Source organism: Chryseosolibacter histidinae, assembly GCF_018598225.1.
Taxonomy (GTDB): Bacteria; Bacteroidota; Bacteroidia; order Cytophagales; family Cyclobacteriaceae; genus Chryseosolibacter; species Chryseosolibacter histidini.
In genome coordinates, this window is the sequence record NZ_JAHESF010000025.1 from 1 (window position 1) to 24334 (window position 24334).

13 protein-coding genes are annotated in these 24334 nt (G+C 51.7%); 12 read left to right on the plus strand and 1 reads right to left on the minus strand.

Annotated elements, in window-relative coordinates:
* Positions 1–704, minus strand: a 704-nt coding sequence (locus KK083_RS21010) for an MG2 domain-containing protein (protein WP_369074974.1), incomplete at its 3' end; no start/stop codon positions are given.
* 269 nt (positions 705–973) lie between these two features.
* On the opposite strand from KK083_RS21010, the gene KK083_RS21015 reads away from it, so the two are divergent.
* The 12 genes from KK083_RS21015 (at position 974) to KK083_RS21070 (ending at position 24321) form a co-directional block, all read left to right on the plus strand.
* Positions 974–2623, plus strand: a complete 1650-nt coding sequence (locus tag KK083_RS21015; RefSeq protein ID WP_254167299.1) for a DUF4955 domain-containing protein — start codon at positions 974–976, stop codon at positions 2621–2623.
* A 353-nt stretch (positions 2624–2976) separates the two neighbouring features.
* Entirely contained in the window at positions 2977–6147 is a 3171-nt protein-coding gene (locus KK083_RS21020; protein WP_254167301.1) for a SusC/RagA family TonB-linked outer membrane protein, read from the plus strand.
* Positions 6148–6164: 17 nt separating this feature from the next.
* On the plus strand, positions 6165–7754 hold the full coding sequence (locus KK083_RS21025; protein ID WP_254167303.1) for a RagB/SusD family nutrient uptake outer membrane protein: 1590 nt from the start codon (positions 6165–6167) through the stop codon (positions 7752–7754).
* 24 nt (positions 7755–7778) lie between these two features.
* Positions 7779–8462 (plus strand): fasciclin domain-containing protein, encoded by a 684-nt coding sequence (locus tag KK083_RS21030; protein ID WP_254167305.1) that lies wholly within the window; start codon positions 7779–7781, stop codon positions 8460–8462.
* A gap of 11 nt (positions 8463–8473) precedes the next feature.
* Positions 8474–9583 carry a hypothetical protein gene (locus tag KK083_RS21035; RefSeq protein WP_254167307.1) on the plus strand — a complete coding sequence of 370 codons (1110 nt, stop codon included), beginning with the start codon at positions 8474–8476 and terminating at the stop codon, positions 9581–9583.
* 120 nt (positions 9584–9703) lie between these two features.
* Entirely contained in the window at positions 9704–11287 is a 1584-nt protein-coding gene (locus KK083_RS21040) for a hypothetical protein (RefSeq protein WP_254167309.1), read from the plus strand.
* A 14-nt stretch (positions 11288–11301) separates the two neighbouring features.
* A complete protein-coding gene (locus KK083_RS21045) occupies positions 11302–13872 on the plus strand; it encodes a glycoside hydrolase family 95 protein (RefSeq protein WP_254167311.1) in 2571 nt (856 codons plus the stop codon).
* A 4-nt stretch (positions 13873–13876) separates the two neighbouring features.
* A complete protein-coding gene (locus KK083_RS21050) occupies positions 13877–15865 on the plus strand; it encodes a glycoside hydrolase family 97 protein (protein WP_254167313.1) in 1989 nt (662 codons plus the stop codon).
* A gap of 145 nt (positions 15866–16010) precedes the next feature.
* Positions 16011–18173 (plus strand): glycoside hydrolase family 31 protein, encoded by a 2163-nt coding sequence (locus KK083_RS21055; RefSeq protein ID WP_254167315.1) that lies wholly within the window; start codon positions 16011–16013, stop codon positions 18171–18173.
* A gap of 7 nt (positions 18174–18180) precedes the next feature.
* Positions 18181–19353 (plus strand): alginate lyase family protein, encoded by a 1173-nt coding sequence (locus tag KK083_RS21060; RefSeq protein ID WP_254167318.1) that lies wholly within the window; start codon positions 18181–18183, stop codon positions 19351–19353.
* A gap of 4 nt (positions 19354–19357) precedes the next feature.
* Positions 19358–21238 (plus strand): alpha-L-fucosidase, encoded by a 1881-nt coding sequence (locus KK083_RS21065; RefSeq protein ID WP_254167320.1) that lies wholly within the window; start codon positions 19358–19360, stop codon positions 21236–21238.
* A 59-nt stretch (positions 21239–21297) separates the two neighbouring features.
* Positions 21298–24321 carry a T9SS type A sorting domain-containing protein gene (locus KK083_RS21070; RefSeq protein WP_254167322.1) on the plus strand — a complete coding sequence of 1008 codons (3024 nt, stop codon included), beginning with the start codon at positions 21298–21300 and terminating at the stop codon, positions 24319–24321.
* The last annotated feature ends 13 nt before the right edge of the window (positions 24322–24334 follow it).

Here is a 24334-nt window from a genome sequence, read left to right on the forward strand (position 1 = left end):
GCCTTATATTGTTTCTGTGCGTTAAGCGGTGTGATCCTCACCAGTCCCATGCCGTCATGCTCGCTTTTAAAAGAAGCCACCACGGTATTGTTCTCATCGAGCACCTCCCCTTCAACAGCAATACCTTTGCCCCGTTCATTGAGCGCCTTGAACGCGACGCGGTTTTCCACGCCAGGTAAGAAGTTACCACCCTCCGGAAAGAACTGTAGCGCCACCGATGGAGCAACATCCCGTAAAGGTTCATCAGGCGTGCTTCCATTGAGAATATCGATCTCCTTCACGAAGAAAAAGTCTTCGCCCAGGTTCTTCATGTAATTGGTGTAAGCCCGAACCACATACCTGCCTTCGGAGAGCGAGTCGGGAAGGCTGAAATCGCCGTGCGCCAGTCCACCAGAAACATAAAGGACATCGCGTTGAATGAGCTTGCCCTGTGCATTGAGCAATTCCGCATAGATCACGCGGCTCGCTGAATCAGCCGTGTGAAAAGTAGCGTTCACCAAATACGCCTTGAACCAGAGATCTTCACCCGCAGCATAAAAAGGTTTGTCGAGGTGCAGGTACAATTTCTCCTGTGGCCTGTAATGCACATAGGCGCTCAGCTTGTCAAGGATCTGCTTCAGGCCATCATTGAAAGGAACCGTGCTGAAGGCGAAACAGAGCATCACCGCGGTGAGGAGAGCAGAAGCGTAGTGTGAACGGAACATGAAGGAGTTTTGGAAGTAAGTTAAGAATTTGTTGCCGGTTGCCAGTTGCCTGTTGCCGGTTTAGTGACGTATAGACTATTACATTTGAGTTCCGAATGACAGATCTCATAGCGTTAGCGAAGACCTGTGCAACTGTGCCGCGCAACTGGCCATCCGGCAACCGGTAACTGGCAACCGCTTCGAACGATCCTTCCCCCATCTTTGAATGAATCCTATCCCCCGTTGTACAACGGAAACGCTAGCTTGTATCTGCATTAAACAACAGACCTATGAAAAAAATCAGTGCCGGTGTTGGCGCCGATGTTGGTGTTCCCTGCGCCGATGTTGGTGTTCTTCACCAACATCACCCCTTACATCACCCCGCCAATGTTGGTGTTCTTCACCAACATCAACCCTTACTTCTTATGAAAACAATTCTCACCCTGCTTTTCCTGGCTGCAACATGTATCGTGAACGCGCAGACCGTAGCACCTTTGTGGCAGAATTTTGTGCAGGCAAGGCAATCGGGCGAGACACCCGTACTCCCTGACTTCTCTTATGCCGGATATCACTTCTCCGAACGGTCACTTCCCGATCTGAGCGGAAAAAAGATCTTCAAGGTTACCGACTACGGTGCATTGCCTGATGACGCGCAGTATGACGATCAGGGTATACAGGCAACCATCGCGGCAGCAGAGAAAGAACCCGGCGGCGGTATTGTGTTCTTTCCTCCCGGTAAATTCCTGATCAGCGCCGATGAAGATAAAGGAAAATACATCCGCATCTCGAAAAGCAACATCGTGCTCAAAGGCAGTGGCGCCGGGGCTGGAGGTACAGAGATCTTTCAGGATAAAAAACGCATCGCCACAAGGCAGTTTCAGTTCAGGCCTTCTTCGGAAGCAGGAGCGAAGCTGGCCGCCATTATTAAAGCGGCGCCGCGCGAAAGCTTCTGGGTTGAAGTGGATAAAGCTTCAGCGCTCTCCATCGGCATGAATGTGGTGATCAAGCACAGAAGCGAAACCTTTACCCGTGATTATTTTGCTCCGCTGGGGCTCGATTCAGACTGGACACGGTTGGTGGGACCGGACGGCGGTATGAACATTCACTCTATTCATACAATAGAGAAGATCGAAGGCAATCGCATCCGGTTCAAAAATCCCATTCACTTCGACCTGAAGATCATCGAAGGCAAACCTTTCGTGCTCGAAAACTATGTGAGCCTTTCGGAATGTGGTGTTGAAGACCTGCTCTTCACCAGTAACTGGAAAACGTATCCCGAAGAATTTGTGCACCATAAAGATGGCATCCACGATGGCGGATGGAATGTGCTTGCCATGGAGTATGTGGAGAACAGCTGGGTGCGGAACTGCACGTTCAGGGATATTAATGAGTGCGTCTTTATGCGCGCTGCTTACATGACCACGGTGATCAACTGCACTTTTGAAGGAAAGAAAGGACACTCTTCCGTTCATGCCCGTACGGGTTATGGCGTGCTGGTGAAAAACTGTAAGTTCAACGGAAGTCATCACCATGGTCCGGGCACGGGTTACGCAGCTTCCAATACGGTGATCACACAATGTGAGATGGGCTCCGATCAGAATATCGACAGCCACTCCGGCCAGCCGATCGCGACACTCTTTGATAATGTATTGGGAGGTGTGTTCTCCAACCTCGGCGGCCCGCTTCCCGGGCTTCCGCATCACGGCAGGCACCTGGTGATGTGGAATTTCAGACACCGTTCTGCGCGCGACTATCATTACAATTTCTGGGACCTTGAAAAAAGAAGGAATTTCACCATTGCACATCCTGTTTTTGTGGGCTTCCAGTCAGACACGAAGATCACGTTCCAGAACGAAGGTTATGATCAGCTGCGCGGCGTTACCGTTGAGCCCGTTTCACTTTTTGAAGCCCAGCTGGATCTCCGCTTGAAAGGTAAATAGCTACCAGCTTTTAGTTGCGAGTTTCGAGCTGGGTTCTCTCGCAGCTCAAAGCTCGCGGCTGGCAGCTCAAAAGATGGTGGACAAACTAAAACGTTTGCGGAAAAAACGGCCTTCACGACCCCAAAAACGGCCCTGAACGATTCCAACCACTTAATTGAATTGTTTTTACCCCCTCGAAACACCCGCCGATTGCCACATTTAGGTAAGGATTGCAAACGATTTAGTAGTCTTAAAATGAAAAAATCAGGTAAAACGGGAATTACCCCAAGGTTAAAAGAGGCCATTGTAGTGGCGCTCCTGGTATTGACCCTGATCTTCATTTTATCGTCGATATTTTAAACCCTTAATTGCCTATGAAGGAAGCTTTACTTGGATCTAAAATGATGAAGGCGGCGCTGATGCTGCTCTTCATGTTTGCCGGACCGGTTGCGTGGTCGCAGCAGGTTATCACCGGCAAGGTGTCGGATGACACGGGAGAAGTGATTCCCGGTGTAAACATTATTGTTGAAGGTACGAGCCTTGGAACGGCCACGGATGCGGAAGGAAAGTATTCCATCTCCGTGCCTAATGCCGGGTCTGTGCTGATCTTTTCGTTCATCGGTTTTGATACCAAACGGGAAGAGGTGGGCAACCGCTCTACCATCGATGTGCAGATGAAGCCCGACCTTAAAACACTGGAAGAAGTTGTGGTGGTAGGTTATGGTGTGCAGAAGAAACGCGACGTCAGCGGTGCTATCGGGCACGTGAGCGCCGAAACCATTCAGCAGCGCCAGGCCATCAACGTGATGGACGCTTTGCAGGGTACGGTGGCAGGTCTGCAGATCAGCAGTAACTCCGGCGCACCAGGTTCCAGTAACAGTGTCATGATCCGTGGTGCCTCCACATTTTCCGACAATGCGGTATCGCCGCTCTTTATTGTGGATGGTATGATCGTCAGCAGCATCGATGGCATCAACCCTAACGATATCAAATCCATTGAAGTGTTGAAAGACGGTGCATCCGCAGCGATCTACGGTGCCCGGTCTGCCAATGGTGTGATCATCGTAACAACCAAAACCGGTGAAGAAGGCAAACCAAGGCTGGACGTTCGCTGGCTGCAGAGCTACAGCAACATGGCCAATAAAGTGCCCCAGGTAAATGCGTTCGAACGTGTTTTGAATGAGGCCTCCACCCGCGGACGGATCATCGAAAAATATAATGTTGGTAATGACTCGTTAGGATTGGTGAACAGCACCAGCAACGATTACCAGGATATTCTCACCCAGACTGCCAAACGTTCTGACCTCGGTCTCAGCATCAGCGGTGGCTCCAAGAAGCTCAGCTACTTCACTGGTCTGAACTACATCGATGAACAGGGTATCATCATCACCAGCTACCAGAAAAAAGCAACTCTGCGTACCAACATCGACTATGAAGCTTCTAACAGGCTCAGGTTCGGTTCGCGCCTGAGCTTCGGTTATCGCAAGACCAACAACATCAGCGAAGGCGATGCCCTCGGATGGTCTTTGAAACGTATTACGAACTACATTATCTGGTACCCTGACGGAAGCTTGGCCCCTGTGTACGCCATGGGTGGCCAGCGCAACCCGGTGCAGGAGATCTACGGCAGAAGAAGAGAGACCAATATCTACGATGGGAATATCAGTAACTACCTCGAGCTGAAGATCACGGACTGGCTGCAGGCCAGGGCCAGCGCCACGGCGATCGTCTCCCTCAGGCGTTTCAATGAATTCAAAAGCAAGGAGCTTGACTCCAACGGAAACGAAGATCTGCGGCAAAGCACCGGACAGGACCAGACCGATTGGAAATTGACCACCCTCGCCGATGCTTACCTTACGGCCAACCATACCTTTAGTGGCGACCACAGCGTTACGGGTATGCTCGGTACCAGTATCCAGGCAGATAAAGTGGAATATTTAAGATATGCAGGTATCAACTTCCTGACCGAAAGTGGTCCGAGCACCATGGATCTGCTGTCGATCAACGCAAGCACAGATGATACTTACACAGATGCTGCCCACTGGGGAATGGTGAGTATGTTCGGTCGCGCTACATACTCGTTTAAAGGTAAGTACATCCTGAACGGAATTTACAGGATGGACGCCTCTTCGAAGTTCGGCCCCAATAACAAGTGGGCGAGGTTCCCTTCGGCATCACTGGCGTGGCGTTTCTCGGATGAGAGCTTCATGCAGTGGACCAGCTCGATCCTGAACGACGGTAAATTCAGGGTTGGTTACGGAAGCAATGGAAATGATGGTCCGCTCGGCGCGAATGATTATATGTCTGTATATGAAGCCGGCCACGCATACAACGGTATCGCCGGTGCATCTGCTACTACCAATATCGGGAACCCCAACCTGCGGTGGGAGCAAAGTAAAAGCACCAACTTCGGTTTGGACCTGGAGCTGCTCAGCGGTCGCGTGAATGTTACCGCGGATTATTATATCAAATCCACCAAAGACCTCCTGCAACAGATCAACCTGCCCACCAATACCGGTTATTCTACCATGTGGACCAACTCAGCACACATAGAGAACAAAGGTGTGGAGTTGTATGTGGCTGCTTACCCGATCCCCAAGACAACCAATTTCTCCTGGCAGACCATCTTCAACTTCTTCAAGAACAAGAACAGGATCATTTCCCTCGACAGGCCCGATTACGTTTATAACAGCACATGGCTGGTGGCGTCAGGTCAGCCTGCCGGAAACTTCTATGGATATCAGCAGTTAGGCATTTATCAGTTTGATGCCAGCAATGCTTACACAGATGATCATTCCACACGCTTAACACCCGTGGTATCGCGCGATGGTGACGGAAACGTGATCATCAATGACAACGGCGAGCCTACCGTAGAGTATTACCTGCTTCCCAATGGCGAGCAGTATACAGGCACGGTAACACAGCTCGATGTTAACGGCGCACCTGCCCGCGGTGGTGATGTGATCTGGGCCAACCTGCCGGATGCCAATGGCGTGTACGATAACAAGATCGACGAAGCAGACCGCAAGCTGCTGGGCAACGGACAACCGAAGTGGGATCTTGGCTGGACCAACAACATCACTTATAAGAACTGGATGCTGACCTTCAACTTCTATGCAAGGTGGGGCAACATGATCTACAATAAATTCAAACACGGTTATGCGTCGTGGGGTGGTAACCTGCACAACCAGTACCCTGACTATGTGCGCACCGGATGGAAATGGCCCGGCCAGATCACAGACTGGTACTGGATCAGCAACAACCGTAACTATAACTATCGCGAGCTGAGCAGCTTCTTCCTCGAAGATGGCTCTTTCATCCGCCTGCGCAACGTTCGCGTAAGCTACCAGCTTGACAATGCCCTGGCACAAAAGCTCTACATGAAGAATGTTCAGTTGTATGTGTATGGAACCAACCTGCTCACCTGGACAAACTACACCGGTTATGATCCTGAGATCGGCGGCGGTGTTCTCGGCCCTGGCCGTGATGCGGCTACTTATCCGCGCAAGCGTGAGTTCGGTTTTGGAGTTAATCTTGGTCTTTGATTGAAATGACATTGAATATGAAAAATCATTTAAGATACGGTTATGCATCCCTGCTGGCTGTCATGGTAATAATAGTTTCGGGATGTGAGAATTTTTTGAACAGGGAACCGCTGTCAGACCTGACCACCGGCACCTTCTTCAAAGCGAAGAGTGATATGCGGGTGTGGGTTCACGGTACCTATGATGAGCTTCAGAATGCGCTGATCGGAAACAATGCGGCTGCACTTGAATGGGGTGATCTCCGTTCTGACAATTACGGCAACACAGGTTATGGCGACACCCGCGTGTACATGAATGCCATCGACGCTGCACAAGGCCAGTGGACCTGGGAATATCTCTACCGCGTTATCGATCGCTGCAACGTGGGCATCATGAAGTTCCCCACGATCCCCAGCGTGACGCCCGCTGATTACAATGACTACCTCGGTCAGCTTCATGGACTCCGCGCACTGTGTTACTTCTATGCGTTGCGTGTATGGGGTGCGGTGCCGATGACATTGGAACCCTGGGATGGAGAGACCGCTGAAAAAGCCAACCTGCCCAGAACACCGGAAGCTGAGCTAAAAGCGCAGATCCTGAGCGACATCGATAAATCGATCGAGCTGCTGAACTCAGATGTGAGCCGCAAGTTCTATTTCAATCGCGCGGCAGCGTGGGCGTTGAAAACAGATGTTCACATGTGGTTTAAGGAGTACAATGAGGCGCTTACTGCATCGCAATATTTTATCAACCATGCCAGCATTAAATTCCTGGTGGCAACGGCAACGGCTCCCGGCTACGTGGTATGGAAGAACCAGTTCACCGACCCGGCCAGCAGTTCTGAATCGATCTTCACCATGGCGTGGAACCAGGACCCTACCGGTGCCGATGGTGTTAACCAATGGGCACAACGTGTGGGGGCTTCCAATACAAACAACACCTACCAGGTCTCACGTGTTATTTTTAATGAGTTCATTGCACGCCATCAATCCAAAAAAGGAAGGGATGGTCGTTTCTGGGGCGTGATCGACACCGCCAAGATCGCGTATGCTGCAGGCGCCAGGATCCTGGCAAACCCGCCGGTGTACAGAGTGCTGAGCACAAATGACTATGGCCGCGATGGTACAACCAAGTGTGTCAAGTTCAGCCAGCCTTCAACCGCTCAGCCTGACCGTGAAAAATGGCAGGTATTGTCGACCACTACCTCAACCGTGCAATTGCCCATCTATCGTTTTGCCGATGTGATGCTGCTGAGAGCGGAAGCATTGAACAGAACTGGTAATGCCGATGGTGCGCTCACGATCGTGAACAGCATCAGGAGCCGTGTAGGATATACAGCTGACTCAAAAACCGAAGTTGCCTTAGGCGATGTGGTTGCTGTGGAAGATGCGATCCTGAAAGAGCGCCAGCTCGAGTTCATGTGCGAAGGCAAGCGTTGGTTTGACCTGATGCGTACCGATAACGTCATTCGCGTAATGGACCCTGTGATGCGCCAGCGCCAGATCGACTACAAAGTGGAGGTTACCGGTTTTGGAGACCCAGGTCGTGTCAAATTCCCGATCTACTACAAGGAGTTTGAGTCCAATCCGGCCCTGAGAGGTACACAAAACCCTCCTTATACAGAATAATGTGTGTGTTTAAAATTGCTTAACATGAAAAAGAGAAATATATATACCCTTATTGCCGTGGCCTTTGCAGCGTTCGCGATCACAGGTTGCGAGCTGGCGGGCCTCGACCTGCAGGAAAAATATGACTACGATGACAAGGCGGGACTGATCAGCAATGAGCTTCACAAAAGCGTATGGGAGTTTTTGAATTCCCGTACGGATGCATTCAGCCTGATGCTGGAAGGCATCGACTATGCGGGACTTTCAGGTGAATATGATAAGCCCAACAGCACCTACATGGCCCTCACGGATAACGCCATCCAGATCTACTTTGTTAACCACAGGCTGGTAAATCCCAACTGGGTCAAAGGTGATCCATCCACAGGAGATTCGCTTTTAGCTCCGGCTGTGTCATTGAAACAATATCCCCAGGAACAGGTTCGCGAAATGTTGCTCTACCATATTGTGAAAGGCGCTTATAGCTGGAACAACCTGCCTCCGGTACAAACCTGGTATGACTCGTATGCTTCGGGTGACCTGGCGAAAGTGAATTTATACCTGGGCAAGAACGATCGTTCACCGGCCATTACCTTTAACAACTTTCCTTCGCACTACCTGACCAACCTCAGGGCGCGGAGCTCGAATATGAAGGCGAATAACGGCTCGTATGTGCATGCCCTGGACGCGTATCTTGAATACCCGACCCTGGTTGACCTCAACGACAATTAAAAAAGCATTTTATGAAACTCTGGAAGAAATACATAGCGATAATATGCCTCACGGCCGCGGCAGCGGGATGCGGTGATGAAGATCCGACCGTTGAGATCGATTCAGTAAGCGCCTGGGGTAACGAATTTTACCTGCGTGAAAAAGTAAAAGTGTGGATGGCCGTGAAGACCAATGACCTTCCGGCAGCGCGTTATACCTGGACCTGCCAGGGCGGCGCGTTCACACAGCCGCAATCACTGGACGAAAATACATGGCAGGCTCCCCGGGAACCTGGTGTATATACTGTTACCTGTACCGTTGATGTGGATGGCGTTAAAAAAACAAGATCCCGCCAAATGAATGTGCTCCCGATCTATTATTTCGATCACTTCGAAAAATTGCCGCTTTCTTTTGCAGTAGGTTCTGGTACCAGCACTGTTACCCAGGTAATAGACGCGACCGCGAAGAACGGATACCTTGAAACAAGGCCCAATGGCTCCAGCACTACCAGAGCATGGATCCAACGTGCTTTTGCCGACCAGGAATTGAAAGTGCCCTTCAGCACAAAAGCGACCATTGCCTGGACTTCCAACTTTCCGACAGGTGTGATCAACACCGGCTCCGCGCCGAATGTTGTAACCACACAAAACACCATGTATTATGAATGGGTGCTGGCCCGTGACCCTGACAAGCAAGACAACGAATACGTCGATGCCGTACAGTTCGAATGGTACCCCCGGGGAAGAAGCGGTGGCCTGCCTACAGATACAGGCCTGCCGGGTGGAACCCAGTACAACGGCGTCTTAAGGATCAGGGTAAGGAACATTGCCACCGGCTCGGTTACGTTTGTTAGTACCTACGTCAATAATACCGCCCTGGCTTTCAATCAGAATCAGTTGAAAACGGTAGCGCTGAGCATTGATGCAAGCTACAGGATGTTTGTTCATGTGGCGGGTACCGAGCTGATCAACACAGGCATGCTTCAGACATGGCGCACAGCTTCCAATGGCGGCGCAGGCAGCAAAGATGATATGTATGTGGATACATGGAGGTTTGCATTTGCCAGCAATACCGGCAGCAACGTCTCGGTGCTCAGATATGACGATCCCATTGCCTATCACGATGGAACGGTCCTGAAATAATCAACGATCTGTCTCCTCTCTTCAGAGGCTGCTACAACTGTGGCAGCCTCTGTTATGATTATCCGATAAACTTTTTCGACAAGGCACAAGCCTCTTTTAAAACCACTAATTGATATCACGATGCAGAAGAAATATATAATGTTGGGATGTTGCCTGCTGATCTGCACTTTTTCGGTGGCCCAGACACTGGTAAAGCTGGAGAAGAACAAGCTCGTCTACACCGCCTACGCCAACACGGGTCAGCAGAATGCGGTGAATGTCATTCCTGATTTTTCATCCTGTGGTTATGCCAGGGGAGGAGTGAAGCTTCCCGTGGTAGCAAACGTGATCACCCTGAGTCCCCGCAAAGGCGATTGCCGTGAGATGATCCAGAAAGCCATCGATGAGCTTTCGGCCAAACCACTCGATAAAAAAGGCATCCGGGGTGCCATCCTGCTGAAAAAAGGTGTTTATCCCGTTGACGGACTGCTCACCATCAAAGCTGGTGGTATCGTGCTGCGCGGTGAAGGAGTCGGCCCTGACGGAACCGTGCTGCTCGCGTTGCAAAAAACGAAAAGCGACTTCCTCACCATCGAGGGAGAAGGTAACGGATATGGAAACGCTTCTCCTTCGAAGAAGATCGTTAATTCGTATGTTGCCACGGGCGCAAAAGAGTTCGAGATGGAGCCAGACCACGGCCTCAAAGCAGGCGACGCCATCGTGATCCAGGAGTCGCCAAACGACACGTGGATCAGCGACATCGGCACAGCACAGTATGGCTGGAAAGCTGATGAATATAAAATGTTCTATGAAAGGACCGTCACCGCTGTGAAAGGGAACATCATCACCATCGATATTCCCGTTGTTGACCCCATCGAGCAACGGTATGGCCAGGCCGTTGTATTCAAATCAGATATCAAAGGCAGGATCAAAGAATGTGGCGTGGAGAACCTTCGCATCGAGTCGGTTTTTGAAACCGATGAGGACGAGAACCATGGATGGAATGCCGTGGTGCTGAAACGCGCCGAGAACTGCTGGGTAAAGAACGTCACGGCCAAATACTTCGGATATGCCTGCGTGAGCATTTCGGAGACATCGGCTTTCAATACCGTTGAAGACTGCGCGATGATCGACCCGAAGTCAGTGACAACCGGTGGTCGTAAATATTCCTTCAATATCGAGCACGGAAGCACCGCCAACCTGTTCCAGCGTTGTGTTTCGTGGGGCGGCCGCCATGACTATGTTACCGGGTCGCGTGTTCCGGGGCCAAACGTGTTCCTGGATTGTGTTGCTAAAAATACTTTCGCCGACATCGGGCCGCACCACCGCTGGTCTACAGGTCTTTTGTTCGATAATATCTACGGCGGAGAGATCCGCGTTCAGAACCGCAAGGCCATGGGTTCAGGTCACGGATGGGCGGGTGTACAAACCCTTTTCTGGAATTGTTACTCCGAGACAAAAGAGATCAAGGTAGAAAGCCCCACCGGCACCATGAACTGGGGCATCGGCTGTATCGGCAAAAAGCAGAACGGCGACGGCTACTGGGAAAAATGGGGTGAACACGTGACTCCCCGCAGCCTGTACCTGAAACAACTGGAAGAACGCCTCGGCAAAAAGGCTGTCGATAACGTCATCACTGCCGAACAACGCTCGGGCACCATCTGGGATACCCTGAAGACCCGCGCAGCAGAAGTGGTAGAAGAAAAAAGAGTAGTGGCACCGTGAAACATTATAATCCTGTGAATCTCAAAAATTCTATAATCCTGTTCATCCTGATAATCCAGGTAATCCCGGTCGACGGACAGCCGTTGAAGAACGATCCGGCGCTGGTGTTGTGGTATAACAAACCCGCGTCCGCCTGGGAAGAAGCGCTTCCGCTGGGGAATGGCAAAACAGGAGCGATGGTCTTCGGCGGTGCTGGTAAGGAAAGACTTCAGCTCAACGATAACACACTTTGGTCGGGCTATCCTGATCCGGGCAATAATCCCAACGGCCCCAGGTATCTCCCGCTGGTGAGAAAAGCTGTGAACGACGGTGACTACGCCCTCGCCGCGGTCTACTGGAAAAAAATGCAGGGGCCTTATTCAGCGAGGTACCTTCACATGGCCGATCTTTTTCTCGATTTCGGTTTTGCCGATACCCTGGCTACGAATTATGTACGAAGCCTCGATCTCGCCACGGCCATGGCATCGGTGACCTACACTTATGGCAACACAAAGTATAAACGTGAAATGTTCATCAGCCATCCCGATAAGGTGCTGGTGGTGAAATTATCTGCCGATAAGAAGAAAAAAGTGAGCTTCAAAGCCGCGCTGAAGAGCAAGCTGCGATACAAGACCACCGCAAAGGCAGATGATCACCTCGTGCTGCGTGGCAAAGCGCCGATGCACGTGGCCAACCGCGAGTCAGAACCACTCCAGGTGGTGTATGACGACTGGAAAGGTGAAGGCATGAACTTCGAAGTGCATGTCAGGATCAAAGCAGAAGGTGGCACCGTTACAAAACAGGACACGGTACTGTCAGTTACGGATGCCGATGCGGTAACACTTTACCTGACGGAAGCAACCAGTTTTAACGGTTTCGATAAATCGCCGGGACTCGAAGGCAAAGATCCTTCTGTGGAAGCCATGGCCAATCTCGATGCCGCTGTAAAAAAATCTTTTGAGACATTGGCAGCGGCGCACCGTAACGACTATCAATCACTTTTCAATCGTGTAACGCTTGACCTCGGCGCCGATAAGGATGCCGCCAAGCTGCCTATCGATAAACGTATGCTGCGGCTGAACCAGGGCAAGCCCGATCCACAGCTCCAGGTATTGTATTACCAGTTCGGACGGTACCTGCTCATTGCCAGCTCGCGGCCAGGTTCACTGCCCGCCAACCTCCAGGGTATCTGGAATGATCATGTACAGCCGCCGTGGGGAAGTAACTACACCACTAACATCAATACCGAAATGAACTACTGGCTCGCGGAGAGCACCAATCTTTCCGAGTGCCACGAGCCGCTGTTGAGCTTCATCTCAAGCCTTGCCCGCAACGGAGCACAGACGGCAAAGATCAACTACGGCATCAACGAAGGATGGTGCGCGCATCATAATTCCGATGTGTGGGCCAAGACCTCACCGCCGGGAGGTTACGAGTGGGATCCACGCAGCCAGACGCGCTGGTCTTGCTGGCCCATGAGCGGCGCATGGTTCAGCACACACCTGTGGGAACATTACCTGTTCACAGGCGACGAGAGATTTTTGCGCGAAAAAGCGTGGCCGCTGATGAAAGGTTCAGCACAATTCATGCTGGCATGGCTGGTGGAAGATGCTAACGGATACCTGGTGACCAATCCTTCCACTTCACCCGAAAATACCATGAAGATCGAAGGCAAGGAATTTCAGGTGAGCATGGCCACTACCATGGATATGTCCATCACCAAGGAGCTCTTCACAGCCTGCATTCGCGCAGCCAAGACACTGGGTATTGAAAAGGACTTCCAGGCGAAACTGGAAGCTGCGGAGAAAAAACTTTATCCTTATCACATCGGTCAATACGGACAGCTGCAGGAGTGGTTCAGGGATTGGGATGATCCTAACGACAAGCACCGTCACTTATCTCACCTCTTCGGGCTTCATCCCGGAAGCCAGATCACGCCCGGTACAACGCCCGAGCTGGCGGCCGCGGCAAAACAATCTTTGATCCATCGCGGCGATGTGAGCACCGGGTGGTCCATGGCCTGGAAGATCAACTGGTGGGCCAGGTTGCGCGAGGGCGATCATGCCTACAAGATCCTGAAAGACGGCCTTACTTACATTGATCCCACAAAGAAGAAAGCGGAAATGTCAGGTGGCGGTACTTATCCCAACCTCTTCGATGCACATCCTCCATTCCAGATCGATGGCAACTTCGGCGCTACTGCCGGCATCACAGAAATGTTGCTGCAGAGTCATGCCGGTGAAATTGATGTGCTGCCCGCATTACCCTCCGTATGGCAAAAAGGTACCGTAAAAGGTATCAGAGCACGCGGTGGTTTCGAAGCAGACATCGCATGGGAGAATGGAAAGCTGAAACAGGTAAGCCTGAAGTCTACCCTGGGTGGCAATTGCCGCCTGCGCACCGCCATTCCCGTGAAGGTAGTGGAAGCTTCTTTCAGGAATGCGTCCGGAACCAGCACCAATGCGCTGACACCTGCGCCATTAGTGCCCGTCTATAAAAATAACACGCAGGCGAAGCTGACTGCCATCGAAGCCAATGCAGGATATGTGATCGACTTCGAAACAGAAAAAGGCAAGACCTACACAATCGTTCCCTTAAACCCATAAAACAGTGCACAACAATAACAATTCCATAAACGACAGCACGGCAAAGAATTTGTTAGCGCTAATTTTGCCTACTGCCAATCGCTTACTGCCTACTTTTCTGATCCTTGCCTTAGTTCATTTCAGCCTTACTGCCTCGGCACAAGACGCATGGACCCTTTCTTCTCCTGATAAAAAACTGGAAGTAAAGATCGTTTCACAGGCGGGCAGGCTTACCTATGACGCAACCTATTCCAAAAAAGCAGCCATTGAGTCGTCACCACTGGGCATCGTGCGTGATGACCAGCAATTCAGTGAAAAGCTGAAATTTGTATCGAAGCGCACATCGGTCATCGACGAAAAGTATATGTTGAGTGTAGGCAAGCAGTTGCAGGCCAGGAACAATGCCAACGAGCTCATACTCACTTTTGAAAATGCGAACAAAGACCAGGTGCAGGTGATCTTCAGGGCGTATAACGATGGCATGGCTTATCGTTATCATTTTCCGAAAAAAGACAACAATCCCCATAAGATCATAAAAGAAGAGTCCGGTTTTGCCATCGCGAAAAACGCCAAAGCATGGATCCAGCCTTACGACCTCAACTCGAGGAAGAAGCCCTGCTACGAAGCATTTTACGAGAACGGCATTGCGATTGGTTCACCTTCACCGAATCCTGCAGGCTGGGCTTTCCCTGCGTTGTTCAATACCAACAACCTCTGGGTACTGATCAGCGAAGCAGCGCTGGACGAGACCTATTGTGGAACACACCTTGAAGACAAAGAAGGCAAAGGCGTGTACACCATCCGCTTCGCTGAAAAAGAAGAAGTAACAAGTGACGCAGATCCCGAGCCTGTATCCACATTGCCCTGGACAACACCCTGGCGTGCGGCAGTGATCGGCCCTTCACTGGCCACCATCCAGGCATCGAACCTTATTGCTAATCTCAATCCGCCTTCCGTTATCAACGATGTTTCGTGGATCAAACCCGGCAGGTCGAGCTGGAGCTGGTGGTCGCAGGGTGGCACTACACGCGACTTCGAAGTACAGAAACAATACATCGATTTTACGGCCGACATGAAATGGGAATATGTGCTGATCGATGCAGGCTGGCCGCAGATGAAGAACGGAACCATGGAAGACCTGGTGAAATATGCCGACTCGAAAAACGTAGGCATCGTGCTGTGGTATCACTCCGGCATGGGGCGGGAGAAAGATACCCTGAGCTACGCCAACCTGATGGCCTTTCCGGATTCAAGGAAAAAAGAGTTTGAGAAACTTCACGCCTGGGGTGTGAAAGGTGTGAAGGTCGATTTCTTCGATGGCGACAAGCAGCCCGTGATCAAACGTTATTATGACATTTTGAGAGACGCTACCGCGAACAAGATCATGGTGAATTTCCATGGCTCCACATTACCCCGCGGATGGGAGCGCACTTATCCGAACCTCGTGTCTATGGAATCGGTAAAAGGTGCGGAAGGAGCAGGCCGCCAGGAGTTCTGCGATAAGGCTCCTGTTCACAACACCATTCTTCCTTTCACCAGGAACGTGGTGGGCCCGATGGACTACACTCCCGTGACCTTCACCAACAAACGTGAAGCGATCCGCCAGACAACCTTTGCGCACGAGCTTGCACTCTCCGTAGTGTTTGAATCCGGCGCATTCCATTTTGCTGACAACATGAAGTCATACCAGGCATTGCCCGAGGCACCGAAGAATTTTCTGCGCGAAGTGCCCACAGCATGGGACGAGACCACTTACCTGGCGGGAACACCCGGCGCGTACGTGGTAGTGGCCCGGAGAAAAGGAAACGTGTGGTACGTCGGGGGCATCAACGGACAAAATACCTCCCGCGAGCTTTCATTTGCCCTGCCATTCCTGAAAAAGGACCAGGACATCAGCATTATTACCGATGGTAAAGAGACAGGAACATTCGAAACAAGAACAATAAAAACCGAAGGGAAAAAGATCAACTTAACATTGCCGGCGAAAAGCGGATTTGTTGGCGCAGTCCGTTAAAAAAGATTGGGGTCAAGGGTTACTCAATCTTTTTCGCCTGCGATGATAGTTAATTTCAGATGTACGATTTATAATTTACGATTTAGGAACCGTCTTTCAATCGTAGATCCGATCCCGATAACTATCGGGACGTAAATTTTAAGATATGAACAACGTAAGGACATTTATCACAACAGTATTTTTTTTGATAGCAACCGGCCTCGCCTGTGCGCAGCAATTGACGTGGACGGAAGTGGCGCCGGGAGTCTGGAAGGCAGTGATCGGTAAACCCGAGGCATTCGACCTGTTCAAGGCCGCCGCCGTACAACCCAACATCCAGGCGATCTCTGCCATCACAAAAAGTGACTTCCCGTTTTCAAAAGACCTGGCAGTGGGTACGATCCAGGACAGGCAAACGTACCTGCGTCTTCCGCTGGAGCGCGAAGAGCAGCTCTTCGGATTTGGCTTGAACTTCAAGACCGTACACCAGCGCGGCCGTATCATGCAGCTGCACGTGGACCACTATGGTGGCAAAGACGATGGACGCACACACGCGCCCGTACCGTTTTATGTTTCCAGTCGCGGCTATGGTGTATTCGTCAACTCGGCACGTTACATCAAAGTGTGGGCGGGAAGTGGCGTGAGGAGAGACAGTCCCAATGCCCCGGAGCCACGCGACCGGAATACAGACAAGAGCTGGACAGCAAGACCTTATTCTGATGCCGTTGAGATCCTGGTGCCTGCAGAAGGTGTGGAGGTATTTGTGTTCGCCGGCCCCACAGCGCTCGATGCAGTACGTCGTTACAATTTATACAACGGGGGAGGATGCCTTCCGCCGCGTTGGGGACTCGGTTTCAGCCACCGCGTGCCCAAGATGTTTGATGCAGCGCAGACCCTGACCGAAGCCAAAGAGTTTTCAGCGCACGGCTTTCCGCTGGATGTCATCGGCCTCGAACCAGGATGGCAGAGCAAAAGTTATCCCTGCACCTTTGCCTGGGATAGAACGCGGTTCCCCGATCCGGCAAAATTCGTTCAGCAGCTGAAGGAGATCAACGTACAGGTCAATCTCTGGACCAATCCCTACGTCTCAAAAGAATCGCCCTTATACAAAGAGTTGCTTCCCCTCACGGGCTCGCATACCGTATGGGGTGGCGCCGTTCCCGACATCACCATGCCGCAGACAGTAAAACCGATGGTTGACTTTTTCAAACAGGAGCATGTGAACATCGGTGTGAGTGGTTATAAAGTAGATGAGACCGATGGCTACGATCATTACCTCTGGCCCGATGTGGCTACCTTCCCCTCAGGCCTCAGCGCGGAGCAGGTACGGCAGACTTATGGTATGCTGTGGCAGAAGATCACCACGCAGATCTACAGAGATAACAATGTAAGAACGTACGGTCTCACCCGTGCTTCGAACGGAGGCGCTGCGTCTTTACCTTATGTTATTTACAACGACTATTACAGCCACGAAGATTTTATCACGGCACTTTGCAACAGCGGTTTCACCGGTACGCTCTGGACTCCAGAAGTGAGATCGTCTAAGACCGCCGAAGAGTGGCTGCGTCGCTGGCAGTCAGTTTGTTTCTCACCCATGGCTATGCTCAACGCCTGGGCCAGTGGTACAAAACCCTGGTCATTCCCCGAAGTTGAAAAGCAGGTGAAAGAGATCGCCCTGCTGCGCATGCAATTGCTTCCTTATTTTTATACATCGTTTGCCCGCTATCACTTCGACGGTATTCCGCCGTTCAGGGCCATGAACCTCGAAGAAGGTTTTTCTGCTTCCGCCATCATGGAAATGAAGACCGCGAGCCTCAACGATAACCCTTATGCCGAAGCGGTGCTGAAAGAGATCAAAGACCAGTACATGGCGGGTGATTTTCTGCTGGTGGCGCCGATGTTCACGGGACAAACCTCGCGCACGGTGATCCTGCCCAAAGGAAAATGGTACGACTTCTACACCGGTGAATATGCCGGAGATGGTACTGTGATCACGGTAACTCCCGGTCTCGATAAAATTCCGGTGTATGTGAAAGACGGAGGCATCATTCCCATGGCGGAGCCTGGCCTTCGAGCTCCCGGCAAGAATGAAAAATTCAACCTGGAGATCCGGCACTATGGAGCAAAACCTGCAACGTACAAGCTGTATGATGACGACGGTGTAACGTTCGATTATGAAAAAGGAGCATTCGCCTGGCGCGAGATCAAGGTTGAGCAACAGAAGAATGGCCAGTGGAAGGGAACCCTCTCGAAACCCGAGAAAGGAAAACCTGACAACGTAGGAAAGGTCACCTGGAGATTTATGTCAGCAGCGTCAACTCCTAAATAGATCCAGCATGAGGTTCGCGATCGTACTTTCAATTCTCATCGCCACACAGGCAACCCTGTGCCAGGCGCAGCATGACCTCAGGAAAGAAACCATTGCCGTGCTGAAAGACCAGGTGCTTTCGCAGGCAGCGTGGGCGCTGAAAGAACAACCGGTGACGGTCACTGCTGCGGTGAGTCCCAGGAGCGCGGGAGGCAAACATGACTTCTTTTCGGAAGCCGATTACTGGTGGCCCGATCCGGCGCAACCCGATGGCCCGTATATTCAACGCGATGGGCAGACCAATCCCGATAATTTTGTGGCCCACCGCCATGCCATGATCCGCCTGAGTCGTATTGTAGGCGCGCTCGCTTCTGCATACGTGATCACCGGCGACGACAAATATGTTGCTCACGCACTTAAACACGCTAAGGCCTGGTTTGTAGACACCACAACGCTGATGAACCCATCGCTGCTGTATGCACAGGCCATCAAAGGAAAAGTTACCGGTCGTGGCATCGGCATTATCGATACCATTCACCTGATGGAAGTAGTGCAGGGACTATTGGCGATGGAAAATTCATCTGCAGCTGATAAGGCTTTGTATGTGGCTATCAGGAAATGGTTCGCGGACTACCTCACGTGGCTTACCACGCATCAGTATGGCAAAGATGAGATGAATGCCGAGAACAACCACGGTACGTGCTGGGTGATGCAGGTGGCGTCGTTTGCAAAGTTCACCGGCAACCGCGACCTGATCAACTTCTGCCGTGAGCGGTACAAGACTGTACTGCTGCCCAATCAAATGGCGGAAGACGGAAGTTTTCCCCGCGAGCTGAAGCGGACCAAACCTTATGGCTACTCGCTCTTCAACCTGGACGCCATGACCATGGTATGCCACATTCTTTCTGATGGCAAGGAAGACCTGTGGCGTTACAAGACCCAGGATGGAAGGAGCATCGAAAAAGGTATCAGGTTTCTGTTCCCGTATGTGCAGGACAAGAGCCGCTGGACCTTTGCCAAAGATGTGATGTATTGGGACAACTGGCCTGTGGCGCACCCGTTCCTGCTGTTCGGTGCGCAGGCTTACCACGAGAAGGCCTGGATGGAAACATGGAAAAAACTTGACCACGATCCGAAGGTGGATGAGGTGATCCGAAACCTGCCCATCCGCAACCCGGTGATCTGGTTCAATAAAAAATGATACAATGAAGAACATAAAGTGGACTACCTTCTTAGGACTGATGGCCCTGCCGTTGATCCTCTCCGCCCAATCCGGCGATGAAGCCGAAATGGCCAACAAAGCAAAAGCGCGAGACCAGGCAGCGATCAACGAAGCTGTGAATGGCTGGTGGAAAGAGTCCATGAAGAACCATGAGCAGCGGATCGCCTGGTGGCGCGATGCGAAGTTCGGTATGTTCGTCCACTGGGGCATATACTCCCTGCCGGGCGGTGAATGGAAAGGTAACAAGGTGAGCGGTTATGCCGAGCACCTCATGCGGAAAGAAAAGATCTCGCGTGCCGATTACCTCGCCCTCGCCAGCCAGTTCAATCCTGTTAAGTTCAATGCGGATGAATGGATCCTCGCAGCGAAGAACGCGGGCATGCGGTACTTCATCATCACCTCCAAACATCACGACGGCTTCGCCATGTTCGATTCGAAGGTCTCTGATTTTAATATCATGAGGCAGACACCCTTCGGCCGTGACCCGATGGCCGAGCTGGCCGCAGCCTGCCGCAAGCATGGCGTAAAATTCGGTTTCTATTACTCGCATGCCTTCGATTGGGAACATCCCGATGCACCGGGCAATGACTGGGAATATAACAACCCGGGCGGCGATAAAAATCTTTTCGGTGGTCCCGATGGCGGACGCAACTGGTTCGACTGGCACCCGGAGCTGTTGCCCAAAGCCGTGAAGTACGTAGACGAAAAAGCGATCCCGCAGATCAAAGAGCTCCTGCAGAAATACAAGCCCGATATTCTCTGGTTCGATACACCGTCCAAGCTTCCGCTGTCGGAGAACATCCGCATCCTGAAAGCAATTCGTGAAGTGGATAATAAAGTTGTTGTCAACGGCCGCCTTGCACGCAGCAGCGACATTTCGTTCGGCGACTACAAGAACACCGCCGACCGCCCCGCAGAGTTCTATCCCGTGGAAGGCGATTGGGAAGCGATACCTACCACGAATGAATCGTACGGCTATCACAAATACGATCAGAGTCATAAAACACCGGCTCACTTCATTCAGCTGATGGCCAGCGCTGCCTCCCGTGGTGGCAACCTGCTGATGAACATTGGTCCCATGGGCGACGGACGCATCGACCCGAAAGACCTGGACATCCTGAATGCCATTGGTAAATGGGTGAAGGTAAATGAAGAAAGTATCTATGGCACATCGGTGACTCCATTGCCGCTGCAGAGCTGGGGAGCATCAACACTTGGAAAGAACAAGCTCTACCTGCATGTATATCAATGGCCGGCCAATCAGCAGCTTGTTGTTGGTGGATTGAAAAGCAAGATCAAAAAAGCTTACCTGCTGAGCGACCCCTCGAAGAGAGCGCTGAAGTGGAGTAAGCCGAACACGCTCGACCTGAGCATCACTGTGCCGGAAAAAGCACCTGACGAAGCGAATACGGTAATTGTTCTAGAAACCGATGGAAACGTTGAAACCGATCCCGTAAGGTTACTGACGGGAGGAAAACTTACCCAGCGTCTTTTAGCATTTGACGCTGCTCAACAAGGAAAAGGATTTCGCTATGGCGATGGTAAGGCCGACCGCTACTACGTGGAGGGATGGAACAAAAAAGATCAATCGCTGAGCTGGAAGTTCCGGGTTGAGCAGCCGATGTCTTTTAACGCCGGGTTGAAGTACATCGCGGTAGCAACGGGCGGTGGAAGAGTGCAAGTCAGGCTCAACGGCAAAGTGCTCTTCGATCAGGTGGTCATTGCTGACAAACAAAATGGCCCTGCGTTCAAAGCGCTCGGACCACTGGCACTGCAGCCGGGAACATATACGCTGGAGATCGCGGCAACAGAAATTGAAGGAGAGGAGATCATGAAGCTGCTGGAGATCACGCTCGTTCCGTAAGAACGTTGCAGGACTGAGATCGTTCTGAATATTCATCATAAGACCTAAACCAAAAAAAGATGAAAACGTTTTCCGCACAACTCCTCTTGCTGCTCCTGGTGGTCGGCACCGCCAGCGCGCAGGCCCCGCTTATCTCCCTGCAAAACGGGCGGCTCGTTTACAATTACTATGCTAACCGCGGCCAGCAAAATGCCGTGAACCGCATCCCTGATTTTTCCAACGCAGGTTATAAAGGTGGTGGTGTGCAGTTACCGGTGCTCCCGGTGCAGGAAACCATTCAGCCCGTGCAGGGCGATTGCCGTGCGCACATCCAGGCTGCCATCGACCGTGTTTCAGCACTGCCAGCCGATGCGAATGGCTACCGTGGTGCTGTGGTGCTTCGGGCCGGTATCTATCCCGTTGAAGGCTCGCTGATTATCAGGGCAGGTGGTGTGGTTTTGAGAGGAGAGGGCAATGGCGTTACAGGCACGGTACTCATCGCCACCCAGAAAGTCCAGCACAATTTTATCGTGGTGCAGGGATCTGGCAGCGGCTATGGAGAAGTGAGCGGGAGCCGTGTGAAGATCACAACCCCCTATGTGGCAACAGGAGCAACAACTTTTGACGTTGCTGCCGGCCACACCTTTCAGCCTGGTGACAATGTGGTGATCCAGAAGATGCCCACCGAAGCGTGGATCGATACCCTCGATATGCGGCAGTATGGATGGACCGCGTCCGGTTACCGGAATACGTACGAAAGAAAGATCGTATCCGTATCGGGAAACACTGTTACCATCGATATCCCGGTCGTTGATCCGCTCGAGCAGTTCTATGGCGGAGGCGAGATCCACAAATCCAATATTGTTGGCCGCATCAAAGAGTCAGGTGTGGAGAACATGCGGATCGAGTCTTTTTTTGCGGGCAACGACGATGAAAGCCATGGGTGGAATGCCGTGGTGCTGAATCGTGCTGAGAACTGTTGGGTAAGAGATGTGGTGGCCAAGTATTTCGGATATGCCGCGGTGAGCGTTTCGAATATGTCGCGTTTCATCACGGTTCAGGACTGTGCGATGATCGATCCCAAATCCGTGACCACGGGCGGTCGAAAATATTCTTTCAACATCGAAGGCAACGCTACCAATAACCTCTTTCAGCGCTGCATGACCTGGGGCGGTCGTCATGACTTTGTGAGCGGCTCGCGGGTGCCCGGCCCGAACGTGTTCCTGGATTGTGTAGCCGAGAATACCTTTGCCGACATCGGCCCGCACCACCGCTGGTCTACTGGGCAATTGTTCGACAATATTTACGGCGGACAGATCAGGGTGCAGAACCGTGGCGCCTCGGGCAGTGGGCATGGATGGGCCGGTGCGCAAATATTATTATGGAACTGTTATTCTTTCAAAAGTGATATCGAAGTGGAGAGTCCACCCACCGCACGCAACTGGGGCATCGGTTGCATCGGTGTAAAGCAGACCAACACCGGTTACTGGGAAAGCTGGGGAACACACGTGCTGCCGCGAAGTCTGTATCTTCAGCAACTGGAAGAAAGACTCGGAACACAAGCCGTACAAAATATTGCCACCACAGATCAGCTTCAAAACACACTGCGCCAAAAGTTGCGGACACGCATCAGCCAGATCGCAGCCGAGCCTCAGGTATACAACCCACCCGGCAATGGAAATACTGACGCCTTCGATATCACTGACAACGGCGGCGTGCTCACGTCACAATTCGTGAGCAACAGGCCTGAAGAGAACTTCCCCAACATCATCGATAACAACATCAATACAAAATATTATCAGAATGGCAAGAAGGCGCTCTGGGTACAATACCGCTCTGCCGTTCCCGCCATCGTAACACGGTATACCATCACCTCTGCCAACGATGTGGAGGAACGCGACCCTAAGGACTGGAACCTCGCCGGCTCTAACAACGGTACAACGTGGACGGTGTTAGACACCCGAACAGGAGAAGATTTTCCCACGCGGCGCCTTACCCGTACATTCGAGACCAGCAACACACAGTCATTTATCTTCTATCGCCTGAACATTCTCCAGAATGGCAACAATAACAACACCCAGTTTGCAGAGTGGGAGCTGTTTCAGCGCAAGTATCAGAACATTACTATCAGCGATATTGAAGATAAGACCTATGGCGATGAACCGTTCGAGCTGATCGCCAGCGCCGACTCCGGACTCCCGCTGAACGTCGAGATCGTCTCAGGGCCGGCAACACTTGACTCCACATTTGTAACCATCACAGGTGCCGGTACAGTCACCATTCGTGTCAGTCAGCCAGGTAATGAGAATTATTTTCCCGCGACTGCCGAAAGAACATTTACGGTGAACAAAGCCACACAATCCATCACCTTCGATGCGATAGAAACCAAAACTTATGGTGATGCCCCGTTTGAACTACATGCTGCGGCCGATTCAGGTTTGCCTGCAACCTTCGAAGTGATTTCAGGACCCGCAACCGTCGACACTACTATGTTGATCATTACCGGTGCAGGAACCATCACTGTCAGGGCCACTCAGTCGGGCAATGAGAACTACGAGGCGGTTTCTACAGAACAGACCTTCGTCGTTAACAAAGCTTCGCAGACCATCGACTTTACGCCTCTTATTCCCGCCAATGTGCAGGATGTAGTAACGTTATCAGCAACAGCTTCGTCTGGATTACCTGTGGCCTTCGATATCATCTCAGGACCGGGAGCGCTGGCGGGCAATGCACTTTCTTTCACAGGTGAAGGTGCAGTAGTTGTTGAAGCAAGCCAGCCTGGTGACGCGAACTATCTACCGGCTTCGACTGTGGAGCAGACCATCCTTGCCGATGCGGTAGGCTTCAGGAGAGAGGGTGTGACACTGGTAGTAGCACCGAATCCCACCAGGGGCAAGCTGATCGTGGTGATCCTTGAGCTCAAAAGAGATAAGCAGTATTCGTTCGTTGTTTATAACAGTGCCGGTCGCCCTGTGAACGTGCCGGTGACGGAGAAACATCCGAAGTTATTCGAGATAGATCTCAGTGCTGGTGCCGACGGATTGTACTATCTTTTGACCACCGATGGAACGGCCAGCACCGTGACAAGAATTGTAAAACGTTAATTTAATATTTCAG